The organism is Citrobacter sp. Cf087 (assembly GCF_030334285.1).
Lineage (GTDB): Bacteria > Pseudomonadota > Gammaproteobacteria > Enterobacterales > Enterobacteriaceae > Citrobacter > Citrobacter freundii.
This window is the reverse complement of record NZ_JAOWED010000032.1, coordinates 218257-235092: the sequence shown is the minus strand read 5'-3', so window position 1 is coordinate 235092 and position 16836 is coordinate 218257. Positions and strand designations below refer to the sequence as shown.

Sequence of the window (16836 nt, the reverse complement as noted above, 5' to 3'; positions counted from 1 at the left end):
CCTTACAACGCCTGAATTTTGGCCCAGACGCTGTCATCAACGGTGATACCGTTGCGGCGGTTTTCTTCCAGCAGCTTTGTAAACTCGTGGCCCGGCAGGCGGACAGGTGTGTTTTCATCGGCGCGTTCGGCGGAGGTGATGAAATCCATAATCCGCTGTAGCTTGGCATCACGGGTGGCGCCATCGATCAGCTTGTCTACTTCAATGGCGATGAAAATCTGTGAAACGCCATATTCATCGCTGTTGTCCTGGGTGACCTCGGCCACGGAAGAACCGTCTGAAAGCAGGGTGGCGATCATATCCAGCACAATCGACAGACCTGAACCTTTCCAGTAACCCATTGGTAAAATGCGGCGGTTTTTTTCGATAACGCCCGGCTCTTTAGTGAGATTGCCTTCATCATCAAAGCCACCATCTACCGGCAGTTCGCGACCGGCCAGGCGATTCACTTCCAGCATGCCGTAGGAGAACATCGACATCGACATATCAACCATGGTGATTGGCGATGAGGGGATCGCGACGATCAACGGGTTAGTACCAATGCGGCACTCTTTCGAACCCCATGGCGGCATGACGGCAATCGAGTTAGTCCAGCAGATACCGATGTAACCTTTCTCCGCCGCCTGCCAGCCATAGCTGCCGCCGCGCATCCAGTGGTTGGCGTTACGCAGTGCGACCAGGCCAATACCGTGATCGGAGGCCAGCTCAATGGCTCTGTCCATCATCTTTTTCGCCGTTAGATTTCCGATCGAACGCTGGGCATCCCATTGTTCAATCGCTCCCAGGCTAGTAATGCGTTGCGGTTTGGCCTCAGGAATGATGTCGCCGTTATCTAATTGCTGAATAAAACGAGGAAAACGATTCACGCCGTGCGAATACACGCCGGACTCGGTGGTGCGCGCAAACATTTCGGCACAGGCATCGGCGGTTTCAACGGCGATACCGCGTGCCAGCAGTACCCGATTGAACGCATCTTTCAACTGCTCAAAAGTGACTTTCATTCCTGTTTCCTTGTTTAAATTTGATCGCTTTTTTATCTCTAAATTTCACTATGCGAAATCTGATTTCAAATATAGCGATCAAATTTTGACAGATCAACGGGGTGGTCTATTTTTTAAAATCATCAAAATCAAATAGTTGTGTTTTTTCGGTTCAGATCGTGAACTGAAACACACTTTGCGCTACCATCAGAGCGCGACGAAAAGGGGAGCGGAAGCGATGGGCACAAAAGAGAGTGAAATGACGCAAGACAAAGAGAGGCCAGCCGGAAGTCAGAGCCTGTTCCGTGGTTTGATGTTGATTGAGATTCTGAGTAACTATCCGAATGGGTGCCCGTTGGCGCATTTGTCTGAACTGGCAGGGCTGAACAAAAGTACTGTGCATCGACTCCTGCAAGGGCTGCAATCCTGTGGGTATGTCACCCCCGCGCCAGCGGCAGGGAGTTATCGCCTGACCACCAAATTTATTGCCGTGGGTCAGAAGGCGTTGTCGTCACTGAACATCATCCATGTTGCTGCGCCGCACCTCGAAGCGCTGAATATCGCCACCGGTGAAACCATCAACTTCTCAAGCCGTGAAGATGACCACGCGATTCTGATTTATAAGCTGGAACCGACGACGGGCATGCTGCGTACCCGCGCTTATATCGGCCAACATATGCCGCTGTATTGCTCGGCGATGGGTAAAATTTACATGGCGTTTGGGCATGCGGATTATGTGGAAGCCTACTGGGAGAGCCATCAGGATCTTATTCAGCCCCTGACCCGCAATACCATTACCGGTTTACCGGCGATGTACGACGAATTGGCGCAGATCCGCGAAAGCAGTATGGCGATGGATCGGGAAGAGAACGAACTGGGCGTTTCCTGTATTGCCGTGCCGGTGTTTGATATTCATGGTCGGGTGCCGTACGCGGTGTCAATTTCACTCTCTACCTCGCGACTTAAGCAGATAGGGGAAAAAAATCTACTCAAGCCACTACGGGAAACCGCGCAGGCGATTTCAAATGAGCTGGGTTTTACCGTTCGCGATTAGGCAGAGATCCATAGTTATTCAGGCACCTGACAATATTTAACCGTTTCCCCTGTCCGATCAAAGCGACAAGGGCGACCTCTCTGGCACTCTGTGGTTTTCACGCAGAGGGAGGGGACAATGAACGCGTTTATTATGGCGGATGCGGCAAAATGTATTGGGTGTCGTACCTGCGAAGTTGCCTGCGTCGTCGCGCACCAGCAAAACCAGGACTGTGCGTCGGTCTCTTCTTCTGCGTTTATACCGCGGATTCGGGTAATCAAAGATGACGCCTTTACAACGGCGGTCGCCTGCCATCAATGCGAAGACGCTCCCTGTGCGAATGTTTGCCCAACGCACGCCATTCGTCGTGAACATGGGCATATCTTCGTTGAACAGACACGTTGTATTGGTTGTAAAAGCTGTATGCTGGCATGCCCGTTTGGGGCAATGAATGTCGTTGCCCGTTCGTCGCGGGTGCAGGCGATAAAATGCGATTTGTGCTGGCATCGTGAGACGGGGCCAGCGTGTGTAGAAGCCTGCCCGACCAGCGCGTTGCAGTGTATAGATGCGGTCAGCGTCCAGAAACAGCGTCTACGTTCCCAGCCGCTGTGAAAGTAGCCCGACCCGTGCCTGGGTCGGGTTTATCATCAGCCTTCCAGCCAGGCGCGTTCGATCTCTTCAGCCAGAATCTTCACGCCAGCCTCGATTTTCTCCGGTTCCGGAACGTAGTTCATGCGCATGCACTGATGGGTATGCGGCCACGGTTTATCCAGCCCCGGGAAGAAGTAGTCGCCGGGAACCATCAGCACGCCACGCGCTTTCAGGCGCTGATACAGCAGTTCAGTCGTGATGGGCAAATCTTTGAACCACAGCCAAAGAAAAATCGCGCCCTCTGGTTTATGGATAAGGCAGCGATCTTCTGACAAGTAGCGGCGAATAATCGCAATCGTCTCCTGAACGCGCTGATAGTAAAACGGTTTAATTACCGTTTCGGACAGGCGCAGTAGATCGTTACGTTTAATCATCTCGCACATCATCGCCGGTCCCATCCCGCCAGGAGCAAGGCTGATGATGCCGTTCATATTGGTAATCGCAGTGATGATTTTTTCATTGGCGATAATGATGCCGCAGCGGGAACCTGGCAGACCCAGTTTGGAAAGGCTCATGCACAGCACAATGTTGGGGTTCCACAGCGGACGCGCTTCGCTAAAGATGATGCCAGGGAATGGTACGCCATAGGCGTTATCAATCACCAGCGGGATCCCATGCTGGTTGGCCAGCCGGTCCAGCTTCATCAGCTCGTCGTCTGTGATCACATTGCCTGTCGGGTTAGTCGGGCGTGACACGCAGATCATCCCCGTCTCTTCACCGATGTGCAGGTGTTCAAAATCAACGTGATACTTAAACTGGCCTTCCGGTAACAGTTCGATGTTCGGACGTGCGGATACGAAAAGATCTTCTTCTAGCCCGGAATCGGCATAGCCAATGTATTCCGGGGCTAATGGGAATAACACTTTTTGCGTTGTTCCGTCAGCGCGGCGTCCGGCGAACAGATTGAATAAGTAGAAAAATGCGCTCTGACTGCCATTTGTCAGTGCAATATTTTGTGGCTCGATATCCCAACCCTGCTTCTCACGTAGCAGTTTCGCCAACTCAGACAGGAGCTCGGTTTTCCCTTGCGGACCGTCATAATTGCAAAGCGCATCAGTGGCTTTGCCGTTTGCCAGCATATCTGTCAGCAGAGACTGGAAGTAATTTTGCATCTCTGGAATTTGCGCCGGATTACCACCGCCGAGCATGATGGCGCCTGGGGTGCGTAAACCGTCGTTGAGGTCCTCCATCAGGCGGGTGATGCCTGAATGGCGGGTAAATTTGTCGCCAAAAAGTGAGAATGTCATAGCAGGGGGTCTGTCGAACTGAGTAGTAAAGTGGCTAACCATAGCGCTACCCATGGCAGGGTGCAAATCAGGGGAAGCGGACCGGATTGATGTTTTGTGCTGCAGATGTTTGCCTGGCTGGTTTTTTATTTTGTGTTGGGTTTCCCGCCGTATGCACAGCGGGAAGCCTGTTGGGATCAGGGCTGGCCGGCCCACACCACCATCACCTTATCGTCGTCATGCTCGCGGATAAATCCGTATCCCTGCTTCAGGGTAAGCGTAGTCTGTTTACCGGCGCCGATGGCGGGATGTCTGGCTCGGAACTGACTGATGCGCTGCCAGTGTGCGACGCTGGCAGCAGATTTCCCGCTCACATCCTGCCAGTTCATTTCTGAGCGCGTGCCCTGCAATGGGTCTGAACCTGTTGGTCCAAAGGGTCGGGCCGACTCGTCGCCGTAAAAGAGTTGTACCGCGCCAGGCGCCAGCAGCAATAGCTCGGCGGCTTTGTCTCCACCTTCGCGAAACAGACGCGTATCGTGTGAGGAGAGATAGCTCAGGACGTTGAAATCCTGCAGTTTTTCAGCCATTTGTTGCCAGGTGACATCCATATTTGCCAGACAATCGACGGCCTTTGCCGCCTGCTCCTGATAGTCGAAATTGATCATCGCATCAAAGCCGTGTCGGTAATAGTCGCTTTGCATCACGCCGTGACCCCAGGCCTCGCCGGTCATCCAGAAAGGTTTATCATCCAGCGCTTTATCCGGGTTGGCTTTCTTCCATTCAGCCAGCGCTGCGCTGGCCTGTGTTTTTAATTGCTGCCAGGCGGGAAGCTCGACGTGTTTGGCGGTATCAACCCGAAATCCGTCAATCCCGTAATCACGCACCCACTGGCTGAGCCAGTGCGTCAGATAATCGCGGGGCGTGTAACCGGCAATAGCTTTAGCGTGCGTATCTGGTTTGTGCTGATAAAAGTTTGGCAGCCCGGAAGGTGTGGTGGATTCGGTTTTCAGATCGGGCAGGAAGGCCAGTGACATGGTCAGGTCGTCAAAGCCAGGATTGTCGTAATCGCCAATATCGGTACGGATCCAGTTTTTCCCCCACCATTTTTCCCAACCTGTTTTATCGCTGAAGTTGATGTAATCATTAAAGCTGTGCCAGCTTTGCCCGGCGGCTGGCTTCCAGTCCGTCCAGCGTTCACCGAGCGTGTTTTTCAGTTCATCGCCCGACAAGTACAGCGCCCCAAACTGATACTCCTGCATATCCGCCAGCGTGGCGTAGCCGGTATGATTCATGACGACATCGAACAGGATACGAATGCCGCGCTGGTGCGCACCGTCAACCAGGGCACGCAGGTCAGCTTCATTACCCATATTCGCATCGAGCGTGGTCCAGTCCTGAGTGTAATAGCCGTGATAAGCGTAGTGGGGGAAATCGCCTTTGGTGCCACCGCCGACCCAACCGTGAATTTGCTCAAACGGTGCGCTGATCCACAAGGCGTTGACGCCCAACTGTTGCAGGTAGTCGAGTTTACTGGTGAGTCCGCGCAAATCGCCACCGTGGAAAGTGCCAATTTCCTGCATGCCGTCGTTGCGGCGTCCGTAGCTGTGGTCGTTGCCTGGGTCACCATTTACAAAGCGATCCGTCAGAACGAAATACACCGTAGCGTTATGCCAGTCGAAAGCAGCCGGGGCATCGGTTTCCGCCCGTTCCAGCAGCAACAGCCCGTTACTGGCTGCGGCAGGCTGTAGGGTAATCGACCCATTCTTTACCGTTGCCGTTTGTTTGCTGTAGTAATCGCGCACCACGGCACCTTCCGGAAAGGTCTGGCTCACATCCAGTGTTAACGGCGAACCATCCCATTTCGGGCACTGGCGAATCTGGGTCGTGACAGGGTCTGCGGCGCTTTTTACCGAGAGCATCAACGTTGGCGTTCCGGAGCGAGTATCGACTTCCAGCGTGTAATCGCCGTCTTTGAATAAACGCCACTGCGGCGGCGCGCCTTCACACGGTTTTAGCGATAGCATCTGGTTGAGTTTTATCGCATCAGCAGGCTGCCAGCACTGTTGGTCAAAATTTAGGATTAAAGGACGAGTACCCTTCGTCAACGCTGCATGGCTGACGAATTTACCCGTACCTTCCGCTTCGAAGTTGGGGAGTCCCTGAGAAGTCCATGATGAGGCGATGGCAATGCCGGGCATGAGCGCCAGCGCAACGGCGGCAAGTTTCATAATGCTGTCCTTGGTGCTGCTGTTTTCGCCAGTTTGCCAGTGAAATCAGGCTGGAAACTCATCCTTTGAGTCGATTCCGCCAGGAGGAGAAGTGAGGGTGAGCGATCGCGTTCAAAAAATGAACTTATTTTGCGATAACCTCCACATTTTCTTCGAATTAATGGCACCCTGAACCGTTAATGCGTGACATAGTTTCAGAATTGGACTATTCCTTTGGGTGCTCTTGACGGCTATTTTTGATATGATTTGAGATTCATCTCTCATTTTTGTGAAAAATATAAGGTGTTGGAATGTATAAATCCGACCAGGAGACCTAATGATATTGACTCCCATTCGACGATATGGGGCAATGATTCTTATGTTACTCACCGTTGCATTTTCGGGTGAGGTGCTGGCAAAGACACACACGGCGACAACGAGTCACAAGCCCCAGATAACCAAGGCAAGTAATAAACAGGTTAGCAGTAAACAAGAGTATTCTCGCAATAGTGCAAAGAGTAGTTCACTTCCTGATTTGCGAAAATACCCTTCCGGAACACCAAGGAAAAAAGCGTTTCTCCGGACGGTTATGCCTTATATTACCAGTCAGAATGCTGCCATTACTGCGGACCGTAACTGGCTGATTTCAAAACAGTACCAGAACCGCTGGTCACCGACTGAGCGTACGCGTATGAAAGATATCGCGAAGCGCTACAAGGTGAGCTGGTCTGGCAACACGCGTAAAATTCCGTGGAATACGCTGCTTGAGCGCGTAGACATTATCCCGACGAGCATGGTGGCAACCATGGCTGCGGCCGAAAGCGGCTGGGGTACGTCGAAGCTGGCGCGTAGCAACAACAACCTGTTTGGCATGAAATGTGGCAAAGGTCGTTGTAACAATGCCCCTGGTAAGGTGAAAGGCTACTCACAGTTTGAATCGGTGAAAGAGTCGGTGAATGCTTACGTCATCAACCTGAACACGCACCCGGCTTACTCTTCTTTCCGTAAATCACGTGCGCAGCTGCGTAAAGCCGATCAGGAAGTTACCGCTACCGCGATGATCCATAAGCTGAAGGGTTATTCCACTAAAGGACAGAGCTACAACAACTATCTGTTCGCAATGTATCAGGATAACCAGCGTTTAATCGCCGCGCATATGTAATTCTGTGTGCCGGATGGCGGCTTCGCCGTATCCGGCAATAATCCTCACAGCAACACTTCGCTGTTCACATCGCGATACTCTTTTGGCGTCGTGTCGTACTCTTTCTTGAAGACCGAATAGAAATACTGCAGAGACGGATAGCCACACATCTGTGAAATTTCGTTGATTGAAAGCGTGGTAGAAATCAACAGACTGCGCGCTTTTTCCAGCTTTTCGGCATGAATCACGGCGTGGATAGTCTCTCCGACCTCTTCTTTAAAACGCTTCTCCAGATTTGAACGTGAAATCCCTACTGAATCAAGAACTTGCTCAACCTTAATCCCTTTGCAGGCATGATTGCGGATAAAGTGCATCGCCTGAATAACGGCAGGATCGGTCAAGGAGCGGTAATCGGTTGAGCGCCGCTCAACCACGCGCACCGGAGGAACCAGAATGCGTTGCAGCGGCAGCGCCTCATTCGCCAGCAAGCGGTGCAGGAGTTTTGCGGCCTGGTAGCCCATCTGCCGGGCTCCCTGAGCCACGGATGACAGCGCTACCCGTGATAAGTAACGGGTCAGTTCTTCGTTATCTATTCCTATCACGCATAGCTTTTCCGGTACCGGAATATGTAGGTGCTCGCAGACTTGCAGGACGTGTCGTGCCCGCGCGTCGGTGACCGCGATAATGCCGGTTTGCGGCGGCAACGTTTGTAGCCAGTCTGCCAGACGATTTTGCGCGTGCTGCCAGTTTTCCGGCGCAGTTTCCAGCCCCTGGTAGACGACGCCTCGGTACTTTTCTTTAGCCACCAACTGGCAAAAGGCATATTCACGTTCTGCGGCCCAGCGTTTACCGCTTGAGGAAGGCAGGCCGTAAAACGCAAAACGGTTAACCCCTTTCTCTTTCAGATGCAGAAAAGCGCTTTCTACCAGCGCGTGGTTGTCGGTAGCAATGTAATGTACCGGGGGATAATCTTGCTCCCGATGGTAGGAACCCCCAACGCCGATGATCGGAACATCGACATCGGCAAGTAATTGCGCAATGTCATCATCGTCATAATCGGCAATAACGCCATCGCCTAACCAGTCTTTAATATTATCGATACGGGCGCGGAAATCTTCCTCAATGAATATATCCCACTCGGATTGCGATGCCTGTAAATATTCACCCACTCCTTCTACCACCTGACGGTCATAGGCTTTATTGGCATTGAATAACAGAGTGATGCGGTGACGTTTATCAAACATAAGAACCTGTCCTGGATAGGTTAACGTGGGCCTGTCGATACTAGCAAAACCGCCGGTACGACTGCTTGATGAAGCGTGACAAATTTCCTGATTGCCTGAGGCCAGGCAAAATTTACATACTGTCAGCGGGATGACAATTGTCATTTTTCATCTGCGCATTACGGTTTTTTGTTTAATGGCTAACCTTCGATCGCGATCGCTTTTTTATTTCGTTTTTCAGCGCGTTTTTTTGGGAGCCAGCGCACGTTTGGGTATTCTCTTAATAGCGGTGTGAAATAACGTAATTGAGCAATAAATCAGGAAATTCCAGTATAGCCATATCGCAGTTTACTTACCGTATTACCTGATTATGGAGCTTATTATGCCGGCTTATTTTGACCAACTCGATCGTGTTCGTTTTGAAGGTACTCAATCCACCAACCCGCTCGCATTTCGCCATTACAATCCTGACGAAATCGTGTTGGGCAAACGTATGGAAGATCATCTGCGTTTTGCTGCCTGCTACTGGCATACCTTCTGCTGGAACGGTGCGGATATGTTCGGTATGGGCGCTTTCGATCGTCCGTGGCAGCAGCCTGGTGAAGCACTGGCGCTGGCGAAACGCAAAGCGGACGTGGCATTTGAGTTCTTCCACAAGCTGAACGTGCCTTACTACTGCTTCCATGATGTGGATGTCTCGCCTGAAGGGGCTTCACTGAAAGAGTACAAAAACAACTTTGCGCAGATGGTTGATGTGCTGGCGGCAAAACAGGAACAGAGCGGCGTGAAGCTGCTGTGGGGAACAGCAAACTGCTTTACCAACCCACGCTACGGTGCGGGTGCGGCAACAAACCCGGATCCAGAAGTGTTCAGCTGGGCCGCCACGCAGGTGGTTACGGCCATGGATGCCACGCACAAGTTAGGCGGTGAAAACTACGTTCTGTGGGGTGGTCGTGAAGGCTATGAGACGCTGCTGAATACCGATCTGCGTCAGGAACGTGAGCAAATTGGTCGCTTCATGCAACTGGTGGTGGAACACAAACACAAAACCGGTTTCCAGGGCACTTTGCTTATCGAGCCGAAACCGCAGGAACCGACCAAGCACCAGTACGACTACGATGCGGCGACCGTCTACGGCTTCCTCAAGCAGTTCGGTCTGGAAAAAGAGATCAAACTGAATATCGAAGCTAACCATGCCACGCTGGCGGGCCACTCGTTCCATCACGAAATCGCCACCGCTATCGCGCTGGGTCTGTTTGGCTCTGTTGATGCCAACCGTGGTGACGCGCAGCTGGGCTGGGACACGGATCAGTTCCCGAACAGCGTAGAAGAGAACGCGCTGGTGATGTACGAAATCCTGAAAGCGGGCGGTTTCACCACCGGTGGCCTGAACTTCGATGCCAAAGTGCGTCGTCAGAGTACCGATAAATATGATCTGTTCTATGGTCATATTGGCGCGATGGATACCATGGCACTGTCGTTGAAAATTGCGGCCCGTATGATTGAAGACGGTGGTCTGGATCAGCGCGTGGCAAAACGTTATGCCGGTTGGAATGGTGAGCTGGGCCAGCAAATTCTGAAAGGGCAGATGACGCTGACGGAAATTGCGCAGTACGCTGAACAACATAACCTGGCACCGGTGCACCAGAGCGGTCATCAGGAATTGCTGGAAAATCTGGTGAACCATTATTTGTTCGACAAATAACGGGTTTCTGAGAACGTCCGTAAGCCCGGTCAGCTCGCGCTACCGGGCCTTTCTTTAAGGAACGATGCCTTATGTATATCGGGATAGATCTTGGCACATCAGGCGTAAAGGCCATCCTGCTCAACGAGCAGGGGGATGTGGTCGCTTCGCACACGGAGAAACTCACCGTCTCGCGCCCGCATCCGTTATGGTCTGAACAAGACCCTGAGCAGTGGTGGTCGGCAACGGATCGGGCTTTGAAAGCGCTGGGTCAGCAGCATTCACTCCGCGAGGTGAAAGCGTTGGGGATTGCCGGACAGATGCACGGCGCGACGCTACTGGATGAGCAACAGAAGGTATTGCGTCCGGCTATTCTGTGGAACGATGGTCGCTGTGGTGAAGAGTGCGTGATGCTGGAGAATCAGGTTCCGCAGTCTCGTGCGATCACCGGCAACCTGATGATGCCTGGCTTTACCGCGCCAAAACTGCTGTGGGTGCAACGCCACGAGCCGGAGATTTTCAAACAGATTGATAAAGTTCTGCTGCCGAAAGATTACCTGCGTTTGCGCATGACCGGTGATTTTGCCAGCGATATGTCTGATGCGGCAGGGACAATGTGGCTGGATGTCGCGAAGCGTGACTGGAGCGATGTCATGCTGGCTGCCTGTAAACTGACTCGCGCACATATGCCTGCGCTCTATGAAGGCAGCGAGATTACCGGAACCTTGTTGCCAGACGTCGCTAAAGCCTGGGGAATGCAGGAGGTTGCGGTTGTTGCCGGAGGTGGTGATAACGCGGCGGGGGCGGTTGGCGTAGGCATGATGAATGCCGGTCAGGCGATGCTTTCGCTGGGGACATCCGGTGTCTATTTTGCGGTGAGTGATGGTTTCCTTAGCAAACCGGAAAGTGCGGTTCACAGTTTTTGCCATGCTTTGCCTGAGCGATGGCATCTGATGTCTGTGATGTTAAGTGCGGCATCGTGTCTGGACTGGGCGGCAAAATTAACCGGACTGGCGAGCGTTCCTGCATTGATTGACGCTGCGCAACAGGCTGATGAACTCGCGGAGCCGGTCTGGTTTTTACCTTATCTTTCCGGTGAACGTACGCCGCATAACAATCCGCAGGCCAAGGGCGTATTTTTCGGTCTGACGCATCAGCATGGTCCGGCAGAACTGGCGCAGGCGGTGCTGGAAGGTGTGGGGTTTGCGCTGGCTGACGGTATGGACGTAGTACATGCCTGCGGCGTGCAGCCCGCCAGCATTACGTTGATTGGCGGCGGGGCGCGCAGCGAATACTGGCGTCAGATGCTATCTGACATCAGCGGATTGCAGCTGGATTATCGTACCGGCGGTGATGTCGGCCCTGCACTTGGTGCGGCGCGACTGGCGCAAATTGCCATGAATCCGCAGCGGCCTTTATCAGACCTTCTGCCTCAGCTTACGCTGGAACAAGCGCATTATCCTGACGCCGGGCGCCACGCGCTTTACCAACAACGTCGGGAAACCTTCCGCCGAATCTACCAGCAGTTGCAACCGCTGATGTCCTGATCCTCGTTCCCCTCTGGTAAACAGAGGGGATTTATCAAATGTATATTTCAATCCAATAAATAGTTAGTACGCATGGATTTATTCTGAAAGTCCGGCGTAGTGCCATTTTTCTGTGTTGTCTTTAGCGGGTTATTCATATTGTATCCATGATGGATAAGGAGATCCCAATGAAGACGACAAGGCTGTTGCTATGGATGTTATTCCTCTCTGGCGCACTGATTTACGTTATTGGTTTTTGGCGGGCATGCCCGTTATTGAGTGGCAAAGGCTATTTTTTCGGCGTGCTGATGACGGGAATGTTTGTGACATATGTTTATCAGCGTGCTGAAAATCTCGATCAGAGCGACGAGCGCTTAACCTCTGTATGTCAAATGGTCACACTCATCACGGTAGGGTTGCTGCTGGTGGGCGTCTGGAACGCCCCATTATCGCCCCTTGAAAAGGGGCTTTACCCGATGGCATTCATCGTATGTTTACTGGGGCAAGCTTTATTGCTGCGCCTGCAAAATACGGGGGATTAACTCACCAGCCTGCGCGTATCGATGCGTTGCAGCAGCATGGATAGCAGCAGGCTTCCCGCCAGCGTGGCGCTGAAAATCCACAGCATATCGAGCGGCGGCCAGTTCTTGAGTTCGATGCCATTGGTGCGCAGCGCGTGAATGATCAGCGCATGAAAACCATAAATGCCCAATGAATGGCGAGAAATAAGGCCCAGTAGCGGCAGAGTACGTGTGCTGAGCGTATTTTTGACCAGCGTCAGGAGTGAGACGGCGCAAATAAATACCGCAGGGCCGCAGTAGAGGTACCAGGTGTCGGCAAAATTGCCTCGCCAGCGCAGTTCATGCAATGTGCCACGAGAAATAATAAATACTGCGGTAATGAATAACGCCGCACAGAGCCAGCTGAGCGCGCGCTTTTGCGTATCCATCATGCCAATCGCCCGGCCCAGCATGCCGTACAGGATGTAATAGAAGGTGTCGCCGCTGATGTACAGGTTAATGGGTAGCCATTCAAAACCGCCAATTTTTTGCGAGACGGTATTGGGATTGGCAATCACGCCTATCACCACCATCAACGCCAGCAGCATCTTGCCGCTGATATTTTTCACCTGTATCAGCGGAGAAACCAGGTAGATGACGGCGATCGCGAAGAAAAACCACAGATGATAGAACACCGGCTTTTGCAGCAGGTTCTTCAGCGACAGCTCAGCGTTGATCGAGGTAAACAGCAGGATATAGGCCAGCGCCACGCTGCTGTAAAACAAAATGCAGAGCGCGATGCGCAGGAAATGGCGCGGTTTGGCGCTACGCTCACCAAAAAACAGATAGCCCGAAATCATAAAGAACAGCGGGACGCTGACGCGAGAGGCTGAATTGAGCACGTTAGCCAGATCCCAATTCAACGGGCTGACGCTTTGCGCATTGGTGATGTACCAGGTCGTGGTGTGGATCATCACGACCATTAAACAGGCTATCCCGCGCAGGTTATCAATCCAGAAAATTTTGGGCTGCATCAGTTCCTCTGTGTCCATTAAAAAAAGTCTGACCGATATTTTGCGAACGTAGCTCACTGGAATAATCCGAGTTCTTACGCTAAAGCTTGAGATGGTCTGATGAGATTCTCAAAATAGGATCTGTTTCCAGACACTAATAATAAGACTGACCAGCAAACCAGGCGGTAATAAAATGATGATGAAGTATTTCTTTCCCACAATCGCTACCCTTTTGCTGGTAGCGTGCGCTGACACACAACCGTCTGCACCCGCGCAGAAAGCGCAAAAGGTTAAGGTCAGTGCCACACGTTCGCTGGATATGGAGTCATTGTGCAAAAATGAGGCGGCGCAACGCTACAACACTGGCGCGCAGAAAATTGATATCTCCGGCCTGGAGCAATTCCAGGGCAGCTATGAGATGCGTGGTTCTACCTTCCGTAAAGAGAGTTTTGTCTGTTCTTTTGATGCAGACGGGCAGTTTTTGCACCTTTCCATGCGCTAAGTTCCCCCTTTTTCCCGTTTCGTACTGTATATCTTGCAGCCAGCGGGTATACTGATCGCTTCCTTTAAATCCACACGTATCCAGCACGAAATAATATGCAAAAGTTTGATACCAGGACCTTCCAGGGCTTGATCCTGACCTTACAGGATTACTGGGCTCGCCAGGGCTGCACCATTGTTCAACCATTGGACATGGAAGTCGGCGCGGGAACATCTCACCCAATGACCTGCCTGCGTGCGCTGGGGCCGGAACCGATGGCGACTGCTTATGTGCAGCCTTCCCGTCGTCCGACCGATGGCCGCTATGGCGAAAACCCGAACCGCTTACAGCACTACTATCAGTTCCAGGTAGTGATTAAGCCGTCACCGGACAACATTCAGGAGCTGTACCTGGGTTCTCTGAAAGAGCTGGGTATGGACCCGACCATTCACGATATTCGTTTCGTGGAAGATAACTGGGAAAACCCGACGCTGGGTGCCTGGGGTCTGGGTTGGGAAGTGTGGCTGAACGGCATGGAAGTGACTCAGTTCACCTACTTCCAGCAGGTTGGTGGTCTGGAATGTAAACCAGTAACCGGGGAAATTACCTACGGTCTGGAACGTCTGGCCATGTACATTCAGGGCGTAGACAGCGTTTACGACCTGGTCTGGAGCGACGGCCCGCTGGGTAAAACCACTTACGGTGACGTGTTCCATCAGAACGAAGTGGAGCAATCCACCTACAACTTTGAATACGCCGACGTGGACTTCCTGTTCACCTGCTTCGAGCAGTACGAGAAAGAAGCGCAGCAGCTGCTGGCGCTGGAAAATCCGCTGCCGCTGCCTGCGTATGAACGTATTCTGAAAGCCGCCCATAGCTTCAACCTGCTGGATGCGCGTAAAGCCATCTCTGTCACCGAGCGTCAGCGCTATATCCTGCGCATTCGTACCCTGACCAAAGCAGTGGCAGAAGCTTACTACGCTTCCCGTGAAGCCCTTGGCTTCCCGATGTGCAACAAAGACAAATAAGAGGCGGCCATGTCTGAGAAAACTTTTCTGGTGGAAATCGGCACTGAAGAGCTGCCACCAAAAGCACTGCGCAGCCTGGCTGAGTCCTTTGCTGCAAACTTTACCGCGGAGCTGGACAACGCTGGCATCGCGCACGGCAACGTTGAGTGGTTTGCTGCACCGCGTCGCCTGGCGCTGAAAGTCGCGAATCTGGCGGAATCTCAACCCGATCGTGAAGTTGAAAAACGCGGTCCGGCCATTGCCCAGGCGTTTGACGCTGAAGGCAAACCGAGCAAAGCGGCAGAAGGTTGGGCACGTGGCTGCGGCATCACGGTTGATCAGGCTGAGCGTCTGACTACCGACAAAGGCGAATGGCTGCTGTATCGCGCGCATGTGAAAGGCGAAAGCGCTGAAACGCTGCTGCCAAACATGATTGCCACTTCGCTGGCGAAGCTGCCGATCCCGAAACTGATGCGCTGGGGCGCGTCTGACGTTCACTTCGTGCGTCCGGTTCACACCGTGACCCTGCTGCTGGGCGACAAAGTGATTCCGGCAACGATTCTGGGCATTCAGTCCGATCGCGTGATCCGTGGACACCGCTTTATGGGCGAGCCGGAATTCACTATCGATTCTGCCGATCAGTATCCGGAAATCCTGCGTGAGCGCGGCAAAGTCATTGCGGATTACGCTGAGCGTAAAGCGAAAATCAAAGCCGATGCTGAAGAAGCGGCCCGTAAGATTGGCGGTAACGCTGACCTGAGCGAAAGCCTGCTGGAAGAAGTCACCTCGCTAGTAGAATGGCCGGTAGTGCTTACCGCGAAATTCGAAGAGAAATTCCTCGCTGTTCCGTCTGAAGCGCTGGTACACACCATGAAAGGCGACCAGAAGTACTTCCCGGTTTATGCGAATGACGGCAAACTGCTGCCGAACTTTATCTTCGTTGCCAACATTGAATCGAAAGATCCGACCCAGATTATCTCCGGTAACGAGAAGGTTGTTCGTCCGCGTCTTGCGGATGCTGAGTTCTTCTTCAATACCGACCGTAAAAAACGCCTGGAAGACCATCTGCCGCGTCTGCAAACCGTGCTGTTCCAACAGCAACTGGGTACGCTGCGCGATAAGACTGACCGTATCCAGGCGCTGGCGGGCTGGATTGCTGGTCAAATTGGCGCTGACGTTAACCACGCAACCCGCGCTGGCCTGCTGTCCAAGTGCGACCTGATGACCAACATGGTCTTCGAGTTCACCGACACCCAGGGCGTGATGGGAATGCACTACGCGCGTCACGATGGCGAAGCGGAAGATGTTGCTGTGGCGCTGAACGAGCAGTATCAGCCGCGTTTTGCCGGTGATGACTTGCCGTCTAATACGGTGGCTTGTGCCGTGGCGATTGCTGACAAGATGGACACCCTGGCGGGTATCTTCGGTATTGGTCAGCATCCGAAAGGCGATAAAGACCCGTTTGCGCTGCGTCGTGCTGCGCTGGGCGTGCTGCGTATCATCGTTGAGAAGAACCTGAATCTGGATCTGCAAACGCTGACGGAAGAGGCTGTTCGTCTGTATGGCGACAAGCTGACCAACGCCAACGTGGTGGATGACGTTATCGACTTTATGCTTGGTCGCTTCCGCGCCTGGTATCAGGACGAAGGTTATACCGTCGATACCATTCAGGCCGTGCTGGCGCGTCGTCCGACTCGTCCGGCTGATTTCGACGCACGTATGAAGGCGGTTTCGCACTTCCGTACACTGGAGGCCGCGTCCGCGCTGGCTGCCGCGAACAAACGTGTATCGAACATCCTGGCGAAGTCTGAAGAAACGCTGAATGACCGTGTGAATGCGGCAACGCTGAAAGAGCCGGAAGAAATTGCGCTGGCGATGCAGGTTGTGGTGCTGCGCGATAAGCTGGAGCCAGTTTTCGCCGCTGGCCATTACCAGGAAGCGCTGGTTGAGTTAGCGGAACTGCGTGAGCCAGTTGATGCGTTCTTCGAGAAAGTGATGGTCAACGTAGAAGATAAAGATCTGCGTATCAACCGTCTCTCCATGCTCGAAAAACTGCGCGAACTGTTCCTGCGCGTGGCGGATATTTCGCTGCTGCAGTAACGGTCCTGAGCTGACTTAGAAAATGCCGGATGGCGGCTTCGCCTTATCCGGCCTACGAGATAAA

The 16836-nt window shown here is 52.9% G+C and carries 14 protein-coding genes; 9 read left to right on the top strand and 5 right to left on the bottom strand.

All coding sequences use genetic code 11. The annotated features are described in order from the left end of the window. Positions 1-2 precede the first annotated feature (2 nt). On the bottom strand, positions 3-1001 hold the full coding sequence (yiaK, locus tag OGV57_RS22685; protein ID WP_003024235.1) for a 3-dehydro-L-gulonate 2-dehydrogenase: 999 nt from the start codon (positions 999-1001) through the stop codon (positions 3-5). Between the two features lie 217 nt (positions 1002-1218). Between yiaK and yiaJ the strand changes: the two genes are divergently transcribed. Further along, positions 1219-2034, top strand: a complete 816-nt coding sequence (gene yiaJ, locus OGV57_RS22680) for an IclR family transcriptional regulator YiaJ (protein ID WP_003024237.1) — start codon at positions 1219-1221, stop codon at positions 2032-2034. A 117-nt stretch (positions 2035-2151) separates the two neighbouring features. After that, the gene (locus OGV57_RS22675) at positions 2152-2625 is read left to right on the top strand and encodes a 4Fe-4S dicluster domain-containing protein (protein ID WP_054528880.1); all 474 of its coding nucleotides are present in this window, start codon (positions 2152-2154) and stop codon (positions 2623-2625) included. Between the two features lie 35 nt (positions 2626-2660). Here the strand turns inward: OGV57_RS22675 and avtA are convergent, their stop codons facing one another. Continuing rightward, on the bottom strand, positions 2661-3911 hold the full coding sequence (avtA, locus tag OGV57_RS22670) for a valine--pyruvate transaminase (protein WP_003837697.1): 1251 nt from the start codon (positions 3909-3911) through the stop codon (positions 2661-2663). Between the two features lie 176 nt (positions 3912-4087). Then, positions 4088-6118 carry an alpha-amylase gene (gene malS, locus OGV57_RS22665; protein ID WP_054528879.1) on the bottom strand — a complete coding sequence of 677 codons (2031 nt, stop codon included), beginning with the start codon at positions 6116-6118 and terminating at the stop codon, positions 4088-4090. Between the two features lie 316 nt (positions 6119-6434). On the opposite strand from malS, the gene OGV57_RS22660 reads away from it, so the two are divergent. Further along, positions 6435-7259, top strand: coding sequence for a protein bax (locus OGV57_RS22660; protein ID WP_003024247.1), 825 nt, complete (start codon positions 6435-6437; stop codon positions 7257-7259). 44 nt (positions 7260-7303) lie between these two features. On the opposite strand, the gene xylR is transcribed toward OGV57_RS22660, so the two are convergent. Further along, positions 7304-8482, bottom strand: a complete 1179-nt coding sequence (gene xylR / locus OGV57_RS22655) for a D-xylose utilization transcriptional activator XylR (RefSeq protein WP_003024250.1) — start codon at positions 8480-8482, stop codon at positions 7304-7306. A 361-nt stretch (positions 8483-8843) separates the two neighbouring features. Between xylR and xylA the strand changes: the two genes are divergently transcribed. From xylA to yiaB, 3 genes are all read left to right on the top strand, one after another. Then, positions 8844-10166 (top strand): xylose isomerase, encoded by a 1323-nt coding sequence (gene xylA / locus OGV57_RS22650; RefSeq protein ID WP_003024252.1) that lies wholly within the window; start codon positions 8844-8846, stop codon positions 10164-10166. Between the two features lie 71 nt (positions 10167-10237). Further along, positions 10238-11692 (top strand): xylulokinase, encoded by a 1455-nt coding sequence (gene xylB / locus OGV57_RS22645; RefSeq protein WP_054528878.1) that lies wholly within the window; start codon positions 10238-10240, stop codon positions 11690-11692. A 167-nt stretch (positions 11693-11859) separates the two neighbouring features. Beyond that, a complete protein-coding gene (gene yiaB / locus OGV57_RS22640; RefSeq protein WP_054528877.1) occupies positions 11860-12213 on the top strand; it encodes an inner membrane protein YiaB in 354 nt (117 codons plus the stop codon). Here yiaB and OGV57_RS22635 read toward each other — a convergent pair. After that, entirely contained in the window at positions 12210-13205 is a 996-nt protein-coding gene (locus tag OGV57_RS22635) for an acyltransferase (RefSeq protein ID WP_054528928.1), read from the bottom strand. The genes yiaB and OGV57_RS22635 overlap by 4 nt on opposite strands. A 172-nt stretch (positions 13206-13377) precedes the next feature. Between OGV57_RS22635 and OGV57_RS22630 the strand changes: the two genes are divergently transcribed. The 3 genes from OGV57_RS22630 to glyS all read left to right on the top strand — a co-directional run bounded on the left by OGV57_RS22630 (position 13378) and on the right by glyS (position 16772). Beyond that, complete coding sequence (locus OGV57_RS22630; RefSeq protein WP_003024259.1) at positions 13378-13686, top strand: YsaB family lipoprotein; 309 nt, start codon at positions 13378-13380, stop codon at positions 13684-13686. A 95-nt stretch (positions 13687-13781) separates the two neighbouring features. After that, a complete protein-coding gene (gene glyQ / locus OGV57_RS22625) occupies positions 13782-14693 on the top strand; it encodes a glycine--tRNA ligase subunit alpha (protein WP_001168551.1) in 912 nt (303 codons plus the stop codon). A gap of 9 nt (positions 14694-14702) precedes the next feature. After that, positions 14703-16772 (top strand): glycine--tRNA ligase subunit beta, encoded by a 2070-nt coding sequence (gene glyS, locus OGV57_RS22620; RefSeq protein ID WP_054528876.1) that lies wholly within the window; start codon positions 14703-14705, stop codon positions 16770-16772. The last annotated feature ends 64 nt before the right edge of the window (positions 16773-16836 follow it).

Coding starts and splice junctions, on each gene's coding strand:
- yiaJ (WP_003024237.1), top strand. CDS start 1,219: ATGGGCACAAAAGAGAGTGAAATGACGCAAGACAAAGAGAGGCCAGCC.
- avtA (WP_003837697.1), bottom strand. CDS start 3,911: ATGACATTCTCACTTTTTGGCGACAAATTTACCCGCCATTCAGGCATC.
- yiaK (WP_003024235.1), bottom strand. CDS start 1,001: ATGAAAGTCACTTTTGAGCAGTTGAAAGATGCGTTCAATCGGGTACTG.
- xylA (WP_003024252.1), top strand. CDS start 8,844: ATGCCGGCTTATTTTGACCAACTCGATCGTGTTCGTTTTGAAGGTACT.
- malS (WP_054528879.1), bottom strand. CDS start 6,118: ATGAAACTTGCCGCCGTTGCGCTGGCGCTCATGCCCGGCATTGCCATC.
- glyQ (WP_001168551.1), top strand. CDS start 13,782: ATGCAAAAGTTTGATACCAGGACCTTCCAGGGCTTGATCCTGACCTTA.
- OGV57_RS22660 (WP_003024247.1), top strand. CDS start 6,435: ATGATATTGACTCCCATTCGACGATATGGGGCAATGATTCTTATGTTA.
- yiaB (WP_054528877.1), top strand. CDS start 11,860: ATGAAGACGACAAGGCTGTTGCTATGGATGTTATTCCTCTCTGGCGCA.
- glyS (WP_054528876.1), top strand. CDS start 14,703: ATGTCTGAGAAAACTTTTCTGGTGGAAATCGGCACTGAAGAGCTGCCA.
- OGV57_RS22675 (WP_054528880.1), top strand. CDS start 2,152: ATGAACGCGTTTATTATGGCGGATGCGGCAAAATGTATTGGGTGTCGT.
- OGV57_RS22635 (WP_054528928.1), bottom strand. CDS start 13,205: ATGCAGCCCAAAATTTTCTGGATTGATAACCTGCGCGGGATAGCCTGT.
- xylB (WP_054528878.1), top strand. CDS start 10,238: ATGTATATCGGGATAGATCTTGGCACATCAGGCGTAAAGGCCATCCTG.
- xylR (WP_003024250.1), bottom strand. CDS start 8,482: ATGTTTGATAAACGTCACCGCATCACTCTGTTATTCAATGCCAATAAA.
- OGV57_RS22630 (WP_003024259.1), top strand. CDS start 13,378: ATGATGATGAAGTATTTCTTTCCCACAATCGCTACCCTTTTGCTGGTA.